Genomic DNA, 17454 nt, shown 5'->3' with positions numbered 1-17454 from the left:
TCTGTAAATTCTGATTCGAACAGGCTTTAGCAAACAGTGTGTTGACCGATTTAAATACTGGTTATGGCGTGTTATCAAATAGAGGCGTTAAAGGTTCAAGCTAAAAGAATCAAAGAAGAAGCGAAATAAATTCCTAATTAGTCGGATTTAAACGATTTCTCTGGAGCGGAATCACAGGTTATATACCTTACTGTTTTAAAAAACTTTTCTAGTGAAAAAGGTTATTTGCTACAAAAGTTTTTTAAGTACCTATTTAATCCTAATTTTAATGCTTCTTCTTGGGCAAGCTCTAAGGCTTCTTGCCATGCGTGACAGGCTGCTTGTGGTTGGGCTGAGAAGCCTCTTATTATGCCTAAAAATTGAAGACGTTTTGCTTGTGTATTCCCAAAAATTGCGCGATTAGCCGCTACAAAAGGACGTAGAATATCCGTAGATTCTTGCGAAAAATCAGCGGTTTTTGTGAAATTAAAATCAGCTTTATATAAATTAGCAAGATTATTGAGCGTCATCGCGACATCAGGGAGATAGACCGCAGGTTGTTTGTCGGCTAAGTCACGATAAATCTTTAAGGCTTCTTGGTAATACTGTTCTGCCTCTGCCCGACGGCTTGTATCACTTTGTAACAAATTAGCAAGGTTATTGAGTGCAATCGCGACATAAGAGAGATAGACAGCAGGTTGTTTGTTGGCTAAGTCACGATAAATGTTTAAGGCTTCTTGGTAATACTGTTCTGCCTCTACCCGACGGTTTGTATCACTTGCTACTAATGCAGCAAGGTTATTGAGCGTATCCGCGACGAAAGAGATATAGACAGCAGGTTGTTTATCGGCTAAGTCACGTCTAATTTTTAAAGCTTCTTGGCAATACTGTTCTGCCTCTGTCCGACGGCTTGTATCATCTGCTACTAAATTAGCAAGGTTATTGAGCGTTTGAGCGACATCGGGGAGATAGACAGCAGGTTGTTTGTCGGCTAAGTCACGTCTAATTTTTAAGGCTTCTTGGTAATACTGTTCTGCCTCTGCCCAACGACTTGTATCATCTGCTACTAAATTAGCAAGGTTATTGAGCGTATCCGCGACGAAAGAGATATAGACAGCAGGTTGTTTATCGGCTAAGTCACGTCTAATTTTTAAGGCTTCTTGGTAATACTGTTCTGCCTCTGCCCGACGGTTTGTATCACCATTTACTAAATTAGCAAGGTTATTGAGCGTAGTCGCGACATAAGGGAGATAGACAGCAGGTTGTTTGTCGGCTAAGTCATGATAAATCTTTAAGGTTTCTTGGTAATACTGTTCCACCTCTGCCCGACGGCTTGTATCACTTTGTAACAAATTAGCAAGGTTATTGAGCGTAGTCGCGACATAAGGGAGATAGACAGCAGGTTGTTTGTCGGCTAAGTCATGATAAATCTTTAAGGTTTCTTGGTAATACTGTTCTGCCTCTGCCCGACGGCTTGTATCATCTGCTACTAAATTAGCAAGGTTATTGAGCGTTTGAGCGACATCAGAGAGATAGACCGCAGGTTGTTTATTGGCTAAGTCACGTCTAATTTTTAAAGCTTCTTGGTAATGCTGTTCTGCCTCTGCCCGACGGCTTGTATCACTTGCTACTAGCAATGCAAGGTTATTGAGCGTCATCGCGACATAAGGGAGATAGACCGTAGGTTGTTTGTTGGCTAAGTCACGATAAATCTTTAAGGCTTCTTGGTAATACTTTTCTGCCTCTGCCCGGCGGTTTGTATCACTTGCTACTAATGTAGCAAGGTTATTGAGCGTACCCGCAACATCAGGAAGATAGACCGCAGGTTGTTTGTCGGCTAAGTCGCGTCTAATTTTTAAGGCTTCTTGGTAATACTGTTCTGCCTCTGCCCGACGGTTTGTATCACTTGCTACTAATATAGCAAGGTTATTGAGCGTCCGACCTAAGTCACTTAAACGGGTTTTATCTGTTTCTACTAAGGGGCGTAACCAGTTTAAAATCGTCTGGTACGTTAGGATTGCCGTGTCGCGGTCACGGTAGGTTCTTGGTGATTCTCGGAGTGTATCTGCATAGGTAATGGCGTATTCAAAATTCTCAGGACGTAATTCATACGCCTTTTTTAAATGTGGATAGGCTTCATTCGGTTTAAAGGCAGCCAGTGCAACGCGGGCTTGTGTAAAATGTGCTGCTGCTTTTAAATCAATTTGCTTTTCTACTGATTCCAAAGCGGCTAACAGTTTATCCAGAATCTGTTTTGCTTTTTCCAATTCAGCGGTTGATAAAGCCGTCTGTGCTTCTGTGAGTAATTGGGTTAAGTGTTCATCCGTTTGCGCATTCACCTGTGCTTGCAAGTTTTCGTATGCTTTTCGCAATTCGTTATAATTCTTCACAACTTCTTCAGCAATTTTGGCTTTATCAACCAGTTCATTTCTTTCTTCTAAATATTTAATGCGTTCATCAAGTGATTCAAGTAACTTCTTTTCAAGCTCATGATGTACTACGGGGTCAACACCACAAATAATCGTAACCTTCGCCCCATCAGCATTTTGCACAAGAGAATTACAATATCCATCAGCCTGTTGGCTTTGGTCATTAAACGCATAAACGGGGGGGAATATTGCCCAAATTGCTAAACAAATTGTTGTACGGCGCATAATGGTTCTCGCTTATTTGTTAGGTGTGCAACTACCAGATATCGTAATATTATTTCCACCCGAAATAACTGTATTACAATCACCTGTAGCGGTTTGCGATTTATCGGGAGAAATCACTGCTATTAATACAAGCAATAAAACAATACCAATAAGCCCTATACCCCACCATCGCCATTGATGCACAATCACTTGAATCATATTGTTGTTTCCATTGATTTGATTGCCGTCAATACGAATATTCGAGCCTGTTTGGGGTTTATCTTTGTCTGCTGATGCTGAACTTCCCTCCAATTCACTAATCTGTCTATTCACTATTTCAATCTCTTTTTCTAGCTTAAATTTTCTGGCGGCATCGGTTTCTACTATCCAAGCTTTTTGTAAATATGCTTTCTTTTCTTGCGCTAGCTTAATCAACGGTTGTTGTTCCATTATTTCACGCTTACATTTTCAGAAAATTTAGACAATTAAATAAGAGAGTTATTTGTATAGCAAGCCCTAGAGAAAGCGACGATTCATTGTTTTATCCTTGTTTTGTTCTTGGTAATATCTGTATATGCCACTGTATTATAATGATTTTTACTATTTAATGACATTCCCTACTCTGGTAAATCTTGATTAGGCGTATTTGTTGCCTGCTTTGTTTTTGCCCGTTCTAGGGCGGCGGCAATAACGGCTTGTTTTGAGGCTTGCGCGTTGTCTGTGTTGGTTTCAACTTTATCAGGTAAGATTTTTTTCTGTTGATGTTTGGCGGCTTTAGCCGCTTTTTCTCGTTCTAAACGTTCTAGCCTTGCTTCATGCCGTTGGCGTGCTGTATCCGCTTTATGTTTGGCTTGTTCTGCTTCGCGTATTTCGGCTTTTGCATAACGGTAATAATCAACTAAGGGAATATGGCTAGGACAGACGTAGGCACAACAACCACATTCAATGCAATCAAATAAATGGAGTTCACGTGCTTTGTCAAAGGCTTTCGCTTTAGCGTGCCAATAAAGTTGTTGCGGTAACAGGTTGACAGGACAGCTATTTGCACAAGCACCACAACGGATGCAGGGCATAGGTAATTCGGGTTGCAATATGTCGTCAGCACAGGACGCAATTAGGCAATTGGTCGTTTTTATAATGGGGAGTTCATCGCTAGGTAGCGTAAACCCCATCATGCTTCCCCCCATGATTAAACGGCAGATATCAGGTTTTACATGACATTGGGCGAGTAAATCGCGCATCAGTGTGCCAAACCGAACTTCTATATTTTGTGGGGTTGTTACACCATTACCTGTTACGGTGATAACGCGAGAAATTAAGGGTTTGCCATAAGTTACGGCTTGATAAATAGCGCGTGCGGTTTCAACATTATGCACCACAATGCCAACATGTGCAGGCAATTGACTACGTTCAACTTCTTTATTTGTAAGCACTTTAATGAGTTGTCGTTCCCCGCCTGTTGGGTATAAAGAAGGGATTTGTATTACCTCAATGTCTGTACCTTGCGCAGCTTGTTGTAAGGTTTTAAAAGCAATTGGTTTATTATCTTCTATGGCAATAATGCAACGTTTTGCTCCACCTAACACATGGCGTAAAATCAACGCGCCACCAATCACCTCAGCAGGATGTTCCCGCATTAAACGGTCATCACAGGTAATATAGGGTTCGCATTCCGCACCGTTAAGAATGAGTGTTTCTACACCCTGCGGTTTTAATTTGAGATGTGAGGGAAAGCCTGCACCGCCTAGCCCGACAATGCCTGCTTGGGCAATATGTCGCCGTACAGTTGCAGGTTCTATGCTTGCGTAATTTGCTAAGGGATGAAAAGCAATCGCTTCATCTAGTCCATCGGTTTTAATAATAACGCAAGCGGCGGTTAAGCCTGATGGATGTGGCACAGGGCGCGATTCAATCGCAACCACTGTACCTGATGTGCTGGCATGAATAGGCGCGCTGAAAAATGCGTCGTAGTTATCATTTTGACAACAACGTCCAATAATTTGCCCTTTTAACACGCGCTCGCCAACATGCACAATGGGTTCAGTGGGTATGCCTATATGTTGTAATAAAGGCAGAATTAAATAGGCGGGGATTGTCGCTTGTACGATAGGTGTTTCACTGGAAAGTGTTTTGTGTCCAGCGGTTTTAATGCCGCCCTTGAAATGCCATAACGCCGTAATCATAAACTTGTTTCCATCTGACGCGGGGTATTTAGTCTGTTTAAATGGAAAACAGGGTAAGGCGTTTTCCATGTCTGCGTGGTTGGTAATATGGGCAACAGGCTAATGCAATCGACAGGACACGGCGCAATGCACAATTCACATCCCGTGCATTCAGACGCGATAATCGTGTGCATGTGTTTCGCGCTACCCAAAATCGCATCAACAGGACAGGCTTGAATACATAAGGTGCAACCAATACAAATTTGTTCGTTAATAACGACAATGGCTTTAGGTTTTTCCGCGCTGTGTTCTTCGCTTAAAGGTTTTGGCTCACGGTCTAATAAATGCGCAAGGGCTAACATGCCGTTTTCTCCCCCCGGAGGACATAAATTAATGTCTGCATTTTCCGTAGCAACGGCTTCAGCATAAGGATGACAACCGGGATAACCGCATTTACCGCATTGTAACTGTGGTAAAACATCATTAATTTTATCCACAATCGGGTTGCCTTCTACTTTAAACTTAACAGCGGCTAAACCCAATATTAAGCCAAAAACAAGCGTTAAACCCGCCATGAGTAAAATAGCTAATAAAACACTCATGATTTTACCAACCCCGCAAAGCCCATAAATGCCATAGACATAATTCCTGCTGTAATCAAGGCAATGGGTGCGCCTTTAAAGAGTGCAGGCACATCTGCAACAGCAATCCGTTCACGCATAGCAGCAAATAAAACCAGTACTAATGAAAAACCAATCGATGCACCAAATCCATAAACGCTAGATTGTAAAAAACTATGTTGAGTTTGAACATTTAACAGCGCAACACCCAGTACTGCGCAGTTGGTGGTAATCAAGGGTAAAAAAATACCCAGCGATTGGTACAACAAGGGGCTGGTTTTATGAATAACCATTTCCGTAAATTGCACAACGACGGCAATAACAACAATAAAAGTAATTGTGCGGAGAAAAAGCAAATCTAATGGCACAAGTAACAGTACATCAACTAAATAACTACAGACAGCAGACAAAGTGAGTACAAACGTTGTCGCCAATCCCATGCCCACAGCGGTTTCTAATTTGCTAGACACGCTCATAAACGGGCAAAGCCCCAAAAACTTAACCAGTACAAAGTTATTTACTAACACCGTACTGATAAAAATCAATAAATAATCGGTCATTCGGTTTTACTCTAACAAGCATTACTATTTAAAAACTAATGTAGAAATGAGGGTATCCCTGAGCCTTATTTTAAGGCAATACCATAATGAGTTTACTAGAATCGTAATGGCATATCGACGACTGATGCCAACTATTCCCATTGCGATAAATAAGCATTAATGACAACGTTGTTACATCAAATTGTTTAATTATCCCTTTTGGATATAAATTAACCGATAATGTCATTACTTATAGTCAAAATTGCCGTTGACATGACGGTTCGATAGCATTCTCTATTTATCACGATTAAATATTTTAAGTTAAGGAATTACATGTATGAGTGCCTCTATCGCTATTACCGACGAAACCCTGTTTAATACGACAACAGCCTATCGTTTCACCCTCGACATTGCGTCTAATCATGTGACATTGCGAGAACTTATCCGTTTACGTATTTATCAAGAAGTCACCCAATACAACACTGTTTCCGCAACCCATTTTCAAGGCTTAGTACAACCAACCGCCATAGAAAAGCAGTTAAATGGTGAAGAAAAATCTAAACGCACTCCTGTTGACTGGCAAAAACAATATGCACTCGCATTAGAAGCCTTTCAACACAATGGTTTTATTATACTTATTAATCAAGAACAAATAACAGACTTGGATGCAGAAATTACCCTTTATCCTGATACGCAAGTGAGTTTTTTAAAACTCGTCCCCTTAGTTGGTGGCTAAAAATGGACAATAACACATTGTTATACAAAGAACTCATTACACAAATTGAGGCAAACACCATTGATTATGATTTTTGCAGTGCTTCACCAACAGGACAACACTTACTAAATCTCCCACCAGAGCAAGTAAAAGGCTTTATTTTTTACGCACTTGATTGGTTAAAACAACGTTCTAACAAATCTACAATTTCTGTTTATAACGTTGAAAAGGCTTTATCTCTACTCCTGTTAATGTTAAAAAACACCTTATCTTTTAAAGAAGAAGAAATTATATCGTTGATGCAATTTCTCGCAGATGTCCATTTTCTCACCTACCTCCCCACGTTATTAACCCAATTAGAACGCTTTAAATTCCACAATCCCATTACGCCCGATTTACAACAATCTGTCCAAGGTGTGTTACAAGCATTAATGGACACACCCAGCGCGTACCGCTATCACAGAGTGAAAGAAATGAAAATATTATGTGAAATTACCGATAATGCCCTCCCTATTCTCGCGGGCGAAGCATGGTCGGATGTTGCACTTGCTGATATTCAAGCCCTGCCTAACGACCAGCAACAAGGCTGGAATCTGTTACTCAATCTCTGCACAAAGGCGACAAGCTCTAAACCAAGTGCAAAATGGCTAAAAATGGCAGAAGTGGAATTAATCACGATTGGAATAACCCATTTTAAAACCGCCATCTGTCGCTGGTTTCCACTGGTAGATAAACCACGCACACAAGCGGTTACTGACGTTTTTGGCTACGGCATGAATGGAGAACACTATCTTACTGAAGAAAATATTAATATTCTAAAAGGCTTAGTATGGTTATGTGCATCCCATGCAGACACCGATATTGCACGGGCGTTAATGCAACTGGCCCTAGCAAGCTACCGTAAATTATCAGGTATTGGGGCGCGCTGCTTACGATTGGGCAATGCAACAGTGTGGGCATTGGGGAATATTGAAGGCATGGAAGGCGTTATTCATTTAAGTCTGATAAGACATCGGATTAAATTAAATAGCATTTTAAAACTTATTGATAAAACACTTGTAGAAACCGCGCAACGCTTAGGGATTCCGCCAGAAGAAATCGAGGAAATGGCAATACCCACTTATGGATTACAAACCATTGGTTACGGTGAAGAATCACTGGGCGCGTTTACCGCCATTTTAAGCATTACCGACAGTAACACCGTCAAATTAACATGGCGCAATAGCACAGGAAAGCTTCAAACCAGCGTGCCACAAGCGGTTAAAACAGAATATCCAGAAGAATTAAAACAACTAAACCAAACAATTAAAGACATACGAAAATTACTACCCGTACAAAAAGAACGGTTAGATAACTTATATTTACAACAACGGACTTGGGATAAAAAAACATGGGAAGCCCGTTATATAAATCATCCACTGGTTGGTATATTCGCCCGCCGACTACTCTGGCAATTCCAACAGGGAGACAATATTACCGTTGGTATTTTTCATAAAAACAACTGGTTAAATCATGATGATAAACCACTGGCGGATTTACCTGATAACACCCAAGTCTGTTTATGGCATCCACTCTACAGCACGGTTGACGACGTATTAGCATGGCGCGACTGGTTAATGCGTCATGAAGTACAACAACCGTTTAAACAAGCACATCGTGAAGTTTATTTATTGACCGATGCTGAGCGCAAAACAGATACATATTCCAATCGTTACGCCGCCCATATTTTAAAACAACACCAATTTAATGCCTTATGCAGTGCGCGGGAATGGAAAAACAAATTACGCCTAATGCACGTTGATGATTCATGCCCGCCCGCAACGCGCACACTTCCCCACTGGCAAATTCGCGCCGAATATTGGATAGAAGGAGCGGGGCATACGTATGGCGCAGACACAAATGACACAGGAACATTTTTATATTTAAGCACCGACCAAGTACGTTTTTATCCAATTGATACTGTAGAAAATCATGCCCACATGGGAGGGGGTGGCTACCGTGCATCAAGTTATTTAGGCGGTGTAACACGCGACCCCATTCCGTTAAAAAATATTCCCGCGTTGGTTTTTTCAGAAATCATGCGCGATGTAGATTTATTCGTTGGCGTAGCCAGTGTTGGTAATGACCCTGCATGGTTAGATGGTGGCGTGGAGACACAACAACGAACCTATTGGCATTCTTACTCTTTTGGTGCGCTATCAGAAACGGCGAAAACCCGACGACAAGTCTTAGAAAAATTACTCCCCTGTTTAAAAATTGCCTCTCGTTGCCAATTCACCGATAAGTTTTTACAAGTACGTGGTGATTTACGTACTTATAACATTCACTTAGGAAGTGGCAATATTTTAATGTCACCCAATGACCAATATTTATGTATCGTCCCCGCACGTGGAGAAGCCAGCACGAACATAACGAAAAAAGTTTTTTTACCCTTCGAAGGGGATAGCACCTTAGCCATTATTCTAAGCAAGGCATTTTTACTGGCAGACGATAAAAACATCAAAGATTTATCCATTCTCCGCCAAATACAAGAACGGATATAAAGCGGGATAATTCGCAATTAAACCCAGAAAAATAAACGGAACAATTTTCGCATTGCCTAAAATACTATCCTGACGCATTGCAATGAACCCTTTATAATTGCCCAACTGATTTATAGCGCATTCCACCCACGGCAAGGAACAATAATGACGCAGATTAAACGACTGATTATCATTGTAGTTTTTATCAGTTTTGTTATTTTATTAATGATGATACTTCAAGCACAACAAACCGTTAAAGAAACAGAACAACATGCGCAAGAAACGATTAGTGCATTAGAGAAAAAACAGACTGATTTAACAAAAGCATATCAAGAAAAAACCCAAGAAGCTGCAAACGCATTGCAAAAAATCAGCAGTTTAGAGGCGAATAATCAAACCCTACAAACACAACAAACCAATTTAAAAACAGCGCATGAGCAAAAATTGCAACAACTCAGCCATGACGCACAAAATGCGCAAGAACAAGCCTTAAAACAATTACGGGCAGAACAAACGGAAATTGTTACACAATTACAAAAAGACATGCAAAACGCCCGTGATGCACAAGACCTATTAAAAGTTGAACATGCTCGTCAACTGCGCCAACAACAAGAAGAATCTGTACGTTTACAATCCATTGTCAACGTGGAATTTGATGAAAAACTACGTCAACAACAAGAAGAATGTCAAATTATCCGCCGCGCACTGATTTCTAATTTACAACAAAGTCAGAGTGATAGCGAAAATTTACGCGATGAGTTACAAAAATGTCAGGCGGGAACTAGCCGTGCGGTTGTAGAAGTGCCAACGGTTAATAATCTTGTGCCAACAGCCGATTTAGAAGCCCTACGCCAATTGTTAAAAACAGAATACACACAACAATTGCAAACCATTGAAAAGCAAAATCAACAGCAACAACAGACCTTAACAAATGATTTACAAGTTGCGCGCCAAAATGAGAATGCCGCGAAACAGCAAGTCGAACAATTGCAAACAACGGTTGAAACACTGCAACAAAATGAAGCCCGTTTAAAAGCAGATTATGGACAACAGCTACAAGTTGCACAAAAGACAACCTTAGCTATTCAACAAGCCTTACAACAAGCCCAAATCACGATTGAAAAAATTCAAAAATCCCAACAAGACATTATGGCAGAGTGTCAACGTAACCTTAAGGATTCTGAAGATAAATATATAACTGTGGAAAAATCACGTAATGACCTACAATCGGAATTAACCGCCTTAAAAACACAATCTGCTCGTGATAGCCAGCAAACACAAGAATTAATGCAGACATTAAAAAGTGTTGAAACCGAAAAAGCCCAGTTAGCACAAACCGCCAAAGAAACCGAAAAGGCATTACAATCCAGTGAGATGGCGCAACAACAAGTGGTTAAATTACAAACTGAATTAAGTGCATTACAAACACAGTACACCCATTTGAATGATGCCCATCAAAGCCAGTTAGCACAAGTAAATCAAGCATTACAAGCAGCTATTCAAGACCGCGATGCGTTACGCGCTGAATATGCAACGCAGCTACAGGAAGCCCAAGCAGCTATTCAGTCCGCACAAATTGCACAGGATAAGCTATTAAAAACCCAAGCAGAGTTAAGCACAATACAGCAACAACAAGAAACCCGAGTGCAAGCGCATGGGCAACATTTACAAGCCATGCAAGCAGAGAACGATAGCACGGTTAGCCAGTTAAAAACGGCTTTAGCGCAAGCAGAACAGGCACAAACAGCCCTAACACAGGATTACAAAACGCAGTTAGAAACAGTTCAGCAAGCACTGGTTAGCGCGCAACAACAAATAGCGACACAAGCACAAACAGTAACCGCGTTAAATGCAAAAATAGAGTCGATACAGCAAGAAAAAACTGCATTAACTGAAGAACAGGTAAATTATCAAGCACAAGTAACACAGTTACAGGCAGATTTACAAACCGCATTGCAACAACAAAACGAGATGAAAACCCATTATGAACAGCAATTGCAAATCGCCCAGCAGAATTTACAAGTAACCACCGTACAATTACAACAGTTACAGCAAACACAAACCGAATTATTACAACGGTATGAGTTGCAGTTACAACAATTGACGCAACAATTAGACACCACAGAAACCAATCAAAAACAGGTAGAAGCAAGTTATAATCAGCAGTTGCAACAGATGGAAATAGATTTGCAATCTGCTAAAACCGCGTTGGAAGAAAAGTTTTCGCAATTAGTCGCATTACAAGAGCAAGATGCTTATCACATGCAAGAAAAATCGCGAGCAGAGTATTTAACATCGCAATGTGAAGAAAAATTGCACGCATTGATGAAACCAAAACACAAGCGTTAAATCATCAGCTTAAAAATTTTTATTGCAAAGTTGAATAAAAGCTATTATATTCGCGAGTTCTTATCGGGGCCTGTAGCTCAGTTGGTTAGAGCTGCGGACTCATAATCCGTCGGTCGCAGGTTCAAGTCCTGCCGGGCCCACCACGAATTTAAAGGGATTAGGTATTTTTTACCTAGTCCCTTTTTTATTGGTTATGTAAAAATTGTCTAAATCAGAATTAAAAAATTGAAAAGCAAAAAATGCTTTTATGCTGGGTTATTTTAAAAATTTTGATTCAGACAGATTTTAAGTTTTAAAGATTGTAAATTATCATATTGAACGCATGTTACTTTAGAATCGTGCAAACATCTTAGGACATGATAATGTCATCTATAATGATTCGTCCGCCCGCTGTAGCAGGAACATTTTACCCCGCTAATCCTCTTGAATTACAAACAATGGTTAGGGCATTTTTACAAGCAACAACAATACCCACGCCTGTTGTGCCAAAGGCATTGATTGTGCCTCATGCGGGCTATATTTACTCTGGTGCAATTGCCGCTAGTGCTTATGCTTATTGGCAAACGCTCACACAGGGCATAAACCGTATTATTTTGTTGGGCCCTTCGCACCGTTATCCCTTGCGAGGTATCGCGCTAACCAATGCTCAAGCCTACGCCACGCCATTGGGAAATGTGCCATTAACACAATCAATGCACGATAGTTTATTACGTCTGCCTTATGTTAGCGTCTTAGAACAAGCACATATTGCAGAGCATAGTTTGGAAGTGCATTTACCTTTTTTACAAACGTTATTTCACGATTTTTGCCTAATTCCGCTGGTTGTGGGTGAAGCCAGTCCGCAGCAGGTTGGGCATGTGTTGAATTTATTGTGGGGAGATGAAAAAACATTAATCGTGATTAGTTCTGATTTAAGTCATTATCATCCTTATGCCATCGCGCAAGCAATGGACACAAAAACATCACAAGCCATTGAACAATTAAAGTTTGATGCATTACATTATGAAGACGCTTGTGGACGAAACCCTATTACAGGATTATTGTACGTCGCCAAACAACGTGGTTTAAACGTAAAGATGGTTGATTTACGGAATTCTGGAGATACCGCAGGCACAAAAGAGAGAGTTGTTGGTTATGGCGCATACATCGTTCACTGAACAACAACAAAAAATATTATTATCGGTTGCACGAGAGGCTATTCAACAACGGTTAGCAACGGGTAAAGCCGTAGCAATATCGCCTGATACCTTTGAACCCGCGTTGCAAGCAGTACGTGCGAGTTTTGTAACCTTGATGTTAAAGGGAAATTTGCGTGGTTGTATTGGCACGTTAATCGCCTCGCAATCAGTTATCAGCGATGTCGCGTATCATGCACAAGCCGCCGCTTTTCATGACCCGCGTTTTCCACCTGTCACGAATAATGAATTTTCTTTATTGGATATTCATATTTCTGTCTTAAATCCAGCAGAACCGCTCATCTTTAACAGCGAAGCGATGTTATTACAACAATTGCGTCCGCATATTGATGGCTTGATTTTTGAGGTAGCGGGACACAAGGCAACATTTTTGCCCTCTGTGTGGGAAAGTCTGCCAACGCCCGACGTGTTTTTACGGCAGTTAAAACAAAAAGCGGGGCTTCCCGCTGATTTCTGGTCTGATAGTGTAAAGGCTCAACGTTATACGGTGGAGTCCATCGGCTAATACTCTCTTTATACTGTCTGATACATGCTACATAACGATAACTATGACTTTCCCGCCACTTCTGCGTTTACCCGTTTTACTCCATGATTTTATTATGGTTGCACTTGCGTGGACCTTAGCGTTAATCCTACGCTATGATTTCCCTTTTCCTGAAGAAACAGAAGCCGTTTTTTTACATGGCTTACCCATTGTTGTTTCTTTACAAAGCCTTATTCTATGGTATTACGATGTTTATAAGGGAATTTGGCAATTTTCCAGTTTAACCGACTTATTGATAATTTTACGCGCCGTTGTCGTTGGCACAATTTTAGTCATTTTGGCGTTAGTATTATTTAATCGTTTAGAAGGTATTCCACGGCTGGCATTATTTTTTTATCCCATTGTTTTAATAATATTATTGGGTGTGCCTCGATTATTAACCCGTTTATGGTATGAACATTCATTTCATTTTTTATTAGAAACAAGTTTAGAACGACAGCGGTTGCTGGTTTTGGGAGCAGGCACATCGGGCGAAATGTTAGTCCGTGATATGCGCCGCAGTCATGGCTATAGCTATGTTCCTGTTGGGTTTTTAGATGATAGGCATCGCTTGCATGGCGGACGGGTGCAAGGCTTGCCTGTGCTGGGAAGTATTGAAAATGTTGTTACGATTGTTAAAACCCATGCAATTGATGCCATTGTTATTGCAATGCCCTCAGCAAGTGATAGTGAAATGCAAAGAGTCGTTGACTATTGCGAGCAAGCAGGCGTGCCATTTCGTACTTTGCCAAAATTACAAGAGCTTAGTAGCCAATCGGTGAATTTAAATCATTTACGTGAAGTCGAAATTGATGATTTACTTGGACGGGAAAAAGTTCAATTAGATTGGATGCTTATACAAGCAGGTATTGCAAATAAAGTAGTGATGGTAAGTGGTGGCGGTGGTTCAATAGGGGCTGAATTGTGCCGACAAATTGCCCGTTTAAATCCACAAGCCATTGTTATTTTAGAACAATGTGAGTTTAATTTATACAAAATAGATTTACAATTACGTGCGGAATTTCCACAACTTAGCTTACATATTTGTTTAGGTGATATTGTTGATAGCGTGCTTGTACAACAGGTTTTTCGTCGTTATCAACCACAAGTTGTTTTTCATGCAGCGGCTTATAAACATGTTCCGATGTTGCAAGAACAAACACGTGCGGCGATTCGTAATAATGTATTGGGTACAAAAACACTTGCTGAAATGGCAGTTAAATTTAATTGTCCAATTTTTGTGATGATTTCTACAGATAAAGCGGTAAATCCAACCAATATTATGGGTGCGACAAAACGGGCGGCTGAAATTTTCTGTCAAGGGTTAAATGCTCGTTCAAACACGCATTTTATAACGGTGCGTTTTGGCAATGTGTTAGGGTCTGCGGGGAGTGTTGTCCCCTTGTTTAAAGCCCAAATTGCTAAAGGGGGGCCTGTAACGGTCACAGACCCTGAAATAACTCGTTATTTCATGACGATTCCTGAAGCCTGTCAATTAATCTTACAAGCAGGAACAATGGGCAAAGGTGGTGAAATTTTCGTGTTGGATATGGGGAAACCTATTAAAATTAGTTATCTTGCTGAACAAATGATTCGTTTATCAGGACATGTACCCAACCAAACCATCAAAATAGTTTATACAGGCTTGCGCTCAGGGGAAAAACTGCATGAGGAATTGTTTTATGCAGAGGAAATATTAAACCCAACAACGCACCCGAAGATTTTACTGGCCGCACAACGTCCTATTGACTGGACAAGTTTACAAGGCGCATTAACTGCCTTAAGTCTGGCTTGTAAAAATTATGACGATGAACGATTACAAGTTATTTTAAATGGAATTGTGCCAGAATTAAATTTAACAGATTAATTGAATATTGTTTGCATCAGCGTTTTTAGGCATGAACCATTGTTTGTCTTTTTACGTACAAAACTAAAGATTGTCTGAACCAGAATTTTCAGAATTGATAGAATTTCCAGAATTATTAAAAAATAACGTGGCAGTACCGTGTCACTGATTATTCACGCCACAACGTATATAATGAGAACTAGCAACTAATGTAAAAACGGGAACAGCGTAGAAAAAAGGCAGAACGTAGAGACAGGGATCGCGTTCTGCCCAAAAAGAACATAGATGCGGGACATACTATAAATTGGCGATTTTGCAAAAATGTGACAGGAACATTGCTAGACTATGACAAACAATAATCAAGACAAAAGCATGCAATTACAGGATGGATTATTAAAGGCCTTGTGTGATGGTAAAGTGATGGTATCCATTTATCTCACAAATGGCATCCGTTTAAGTGGTCGGATTAATACATACGATAGGTATTGCATTGTGTTAGAAAATGATACACATACCGCTAGCCAAGTTGTGTATAAACATGCTATTTCAACGATTTCACCACAACATGCAACTCCACATGCAACTCCACCGCAACATGCAGTTGATGACAAACCCCCTCATCATTCATAACGATAGGGTAGTGTTTTGCTGGCTGTAATCACACTTTCTTTTTAGCCCTTCACTGTCAACCAAAGTAAGGGCTGCTCAATTCTTCCTAAATCTCCCATGTCCAAAATAAAAACTGCTTACACCTGTAAAGCCTGTGGTGCTATTGCTTCAAAATGGTTAGGACAATGTCCAGACTGTCACGCATGGAATAGCCTTGAAGAAACTGTATTGGAAGAAACCGCTAAAAATCGGCGATTAAGCGGTTATGCAGGCACACAACCACAAGCAATCTTGATGTTAGACGCGATTGAAGTGCAAGAAGAAACACGGATGTTAAGTGGACTTGCAGAATTAGACCGTGTTTTAGGGGGGGGATTGGTCAGTGGTTCAGTGGTGCTAATAGGGGGCGACCCCGGTATTGGTAAATCCACGTTATTATTGCAAACACTGGCAGAAATGAGCCAGATACATCAACCTGACACAGCACAATCTAAAAAACATAAAGCCCATGATGGCAATATGCCTTTGTATGTAACGGGTGAGGAATCCCCTCAACAAGTCAGTTTACGGGCGCAACGCTTGGGGTTAAATGTTAACAGAATTAAACTATTAACTGAAACGCATATCGAGCGAATTTTGCAGATTGCAAAAACCGAACAACCCAAGATTATGGTTATCGATTCGATTCAAACGGTTTATACCGATGTTTTACAATCTGCACCAGGTTCTGTTGCACAAGTACGTGAAAGTGCTGCTCAATTAGTGCGGTTTGCAAAACAAAGTAATACCGCTATTTTCCTTGTTGGACATGTTACTAAAGAGGGGGCATTGGCGGGCCCGCGTGTATTAGAACACATGGTTGACACCGTATTATATTTTGAGGGCGAGAGTGATAGCCGTTTTCGGGTTATTCGTGCGATTAAAAACCGCTTTGGTGCGGTTAATGAGTTGGGTATTTTTTCAATGACTGATAGAGGGTTAAAAGAAGTTAGCAACCCATCAGCCATTTTTTTATCGCGTCATGAAGAAGAGGTTGCGGGCAGTGTGATTATGGTCACACGAGAAGGCAGTCGCCCGATGTTAGTAGAGGTGCAAGCACTGGTTGATACATCACACATGCCTAATCCGCGCCGTGTAACGTTGGGATTAGATCAAAATCGTTTAGCCATGTTGTTGGCTGTCTTAAGTCGTCATGGTGGCGTAGTAACGTATGACCAAGATGTATTTGTAAATGTTGTTGGCGGTGTACGGGTAAGTGAAACAGGTGCGGATTTAGCCGTATTGTTGGCAATTTTATCCAGTTTAAAAAATGTGCCCTTATCTAAAGAGTTAGTCGTATTTGGTGAAGTTGGATTAGCAGGTGAAATTCGTCCTGTACCAAACGGTTTAGAACGCTTACGTGAAGCAGCAAAGCATGGATTTAAAAGAGCTATTGTTCCTAAGGCAAATGCACCAAAAGAAATATTACCCGATATAGAAGTGATTCCCGTGATTCGCTTAGTCGATGCCTTATATAGCGTGTAGATAAACGTTTATAAGGAATATCCTTAATCACTTAATATTCCCTCACTATCAACAGCAAGGAGAAACTCAGCTATTCTCCTCGTTATGTTGGTGTCATAAATTTATAACTTATTATTTTTAAATAACTTAAGTCTAAGCAAAAATAATTTTTCCCTGTTTACTAAGAGACTTACCCCATCTTATGGCTATTCTTATAAAAATTAAATGATATTGATTATCATTCGCCTTTATGTTTAT

12 protein-coding genes, 1 tRNA gene and 1 pseudogene are annotated in these 17454 nt (G+C 40.5%); 9 read left to right on the top strand and 5 right to left on the bottom strand.

Annotated features, from left to right (window positions below):
• Window positions 1-221: 221 nt before the first annotated feature.
• From AL038_RS00795 to rsxA, 5 genes are all read right to left on the bottom strand, one after another.
• Window positions 222-2633 carry a tetratricopeptide repeat protein gene (locus AL038_RS00795; RefSeq protein WP_062147596.1) on the bottom strand — a complete coding sequence of 804 codons (2412 nt, stop codon included), beginning with the start codon at window positions 2631-2633 and terminating at the stop codon, window positions 222-224.
• Window positions 2634-2645: 12 nt separating this feature from the next.
• Window positions 2646-3062, bottom strand: a complete 417-nt coding sequence (locus AL038_RS00790) for a hypothetical protein (RefSeq protein ID WP_062147593.1) — start codon at window positions 3060-3062, stop codon at window positions 2646-2648.
• Between the two features lie 167 nt (window positions 3063-3229).
• Window positions 3230-4795, bottom strand: a complete 1566-nt coding sequence (rsxC, locus tag AL038_RS00785; protein WP_062147591.1) for an electron transport complex subunit RsxC — start codon at window positions 4793-4795, stop codon at window positions 3230-3232.
• Window positions 4792-5376: an electron transport complex subunit RsxB gene (rsxB, locus tag AL038_RS00780; protein ID WP_062147588.1), complete on the bottom strand. Its 585-nt coding sequence runs from the start codon at window positions 5374-5376 to the stop codon at window positions 4792-4794. The genes rsxC and rsxB overlap by 4 nt, the downstream gene beginning before the upstream one ends.
• Window positions 5373-5954, bottom strand: a complete 582-nt coding sequence (rsxA, locus tag AL038_RS00775; protein WP_062147585.1) for an electron transport complex subunit RsxA — start codon at window positions 5952-5954, stop codon at window positions 5373-5375. Before rsxA ends, rsxB begins: the two co-directional genes overlap by 4 nt.
• A gap of 316 nt (window positions 5955-6270) precedes the next feature.
• On the opposite strand from rsxA, the gene AL038_RS00770 reads away from it, so the two are divergent.
• The 9 genes and pseudogenes from AL038_RS00770 to radA all read left to right on the top strand — a co-directional run bounded on the left by AL038_RS00770 (window position 6271) and on the right by radA (window position 17217).
• Window positions 6271-6669, top strand: a complete 399-nt coding sequence (locus AL038_RS00770) for a hypothetical protein (protein ID WP_066246083.1) — start codon at window positions 6271-6273, stop codon at window positions 6667-6669.
• Window positions 6670-6671: 2 nt separating this feature from the next.
• Window positions 6672-9191, top strand: coding sequence for a DUF4132 domain-containing protein (locus AL038_RS00765; RefSeq protein ID WP_062147582.1), 2520 nt, complete (start codon window positions 6672-6674; stop codon window positions 9189-9191).
• A 144-nt stretch (window positions 9192-9335) separates the two neighbouring features.
• Entirely contained in the window at window positions 9336-11519 is a 2184-nt protein-coding gene (locus tag AL038_RS00760; protein WP_062147579.1) for a coiled-coil domain-containing protein, read from the top strand.
• A gap of 66 nt (window positions 11520-11585) precedes the next feature.
• Window positions 11586-11662: transfer RNA gene (locus AL038_RS00755), tRNA-Ile, on the top strand.
• Between the two features lie 219 nt (window positions 11663-11881).
• Window positions 11882-12676 (top strand): AmmeMemoRadiSam system protein B, encoded by a 795-nt coding sequence (gene amrB, locus AL038_RS00750; protein ID WP_062147576.1) that lies wholly within the window; start codon window positions 11882-11884, stop codon window positions 12674-12676.
• Entirely contained in the window at window positions 12654-13220 is a 567-nt protein-coding gene (amrA, locus tag AL038_RS00745) for an AmmeMemoRadiSam system protein A (protein ID WP_062147573.1), read from the top strand. The genes amrB and amrA overlap by 23 nt, the downstream gene beginning before the upstream one ends.
• Window positions 13221-13263: 43 nt before the next feature.
• Window positions 13264-15105, top strand: a complete 1842-nt coding sequence (locus tag AL038_RS00740) for a polysaccharide biosynthesis protein (protein ID WP_062147570.1) — start codon at window positions 13264-13266, stop codon at window positions 15103-15105.
• A 351-nt stretch (window positions 15106-15456) separates the two neighbouring features.
• A pseudogene (gene hfq, locus AL038_RS00735) lies at window positions 15457-15645 on the top strand (RNA chaperone Hfq); the annotation flags it as partial.
• A gap of 165 nt (window positions 15646-15810) precedes the next feature.
• Complete coding sequence (gene radA / locus AL038_RS00730) at window positions 15811-17217, top strand: DNA repair protein RadA (protein WP_062147564.1); 1407 nt, start codon at window positions 15811-15813, stop codon at window positions 17215-17217.
• Window positions 17218-17454 lie beyond the last annotated feature (237 nt).

The organism is Beggiatoa leptomitoformis (genome assembly GCF_001305575.3).
Taxonomy (GTDB): Bacteria; Pseudomonadota; Gammaproteobacteria; order Beggiatoales; family Beggiatoaceae; genus Beggiatoa; species Beggiatoa leptomitoformis.
The sequence above is the reverse complement of the archived record's forward strand: the minus strand, read 5'-3'. Positions and strand labels throughout refer to the sequence as shown.

Bases quoted from the DNA above. Each gene is read 5' to 3' on its own strand.
- AL038_RS00795 (WP_062147596.1), bottom strand. From the start codon at position 2,633: ATGCGCCGTACAACAATTTGTTTAGCAATTTGGGCAATATTCCCCCCC.
- AL038_RS00790 (WP_062147593.1), bottom strand. From the start codon at position 3,062: ATGGAACAACAACCGTTGATTAAGCTAGCGCAAGAAAAGAAAGCATAT.
- rsxC (WP_062147591.1), bottom strand. From the start codon at position 4,795: ATGATTACGGCGTTATGGCATTTCAAGGGCGGCATTAAAACCGCTGGA.
- rsxB (WP_062147588.1), bottom strand. From the start codon at position 5,376: ATGAGTGTTTTATTAGCTATTTTACTCATGGCGGGTTTAACGCTTGTT.
- rsxA (WP_062147585.1), bottom strand. From the start codon at position 5,954: ATGACCGATTATTTATTGATTTTTATCAGTACGGTGTTAGTAAATAAC.
- AL038_RS00770 (WP_066246083.1), top strand. From the start codon at position 6,271: ATGAGTGCCTCTATCGCTATTACCGACGAAACCCTGTTTAATACGACA.
- AL038_RS00765 (WP_062147582.1), top strand. From the start codon at position 6,672: ATGGACAATAACACATTGTTATACAAAGAACTCATTACACAAATTGAG.
- AL038_RS00760 (WP_062147579.1), top strand. From the start codon at position 9,336: ATGACGCAGATTAAACGACTGATTATCATTGTAGTTTTTATCAGTTTT.
- amrB (WP_062147576.1), top strand. From the start codon at position 11,882: ATGTCATCTATAATGATTCGTCCGCCCGCTGTAGCAGGAACATTTTAC.
- amrA (WP_062147573.1), top strand. From the start codon at position 12,654: ATGGCGCATACATCGTTCACTGAACAACAACAAAAAATATTATTATCG.
- AL038_RS00740 (WP_062147570.1), top strand. From the start codon at position 13,264: ATGACTTTCCCGCCACTTCTGCGTTTACCCGTTTTACTCCATGATTTT.
- radA (WP_062147564.1), top strand. From the start codon at position 15,811: ATGTCCAAAATAAAAACTGCTTACACCTGTAAAGCCTGTGGTGCTATT.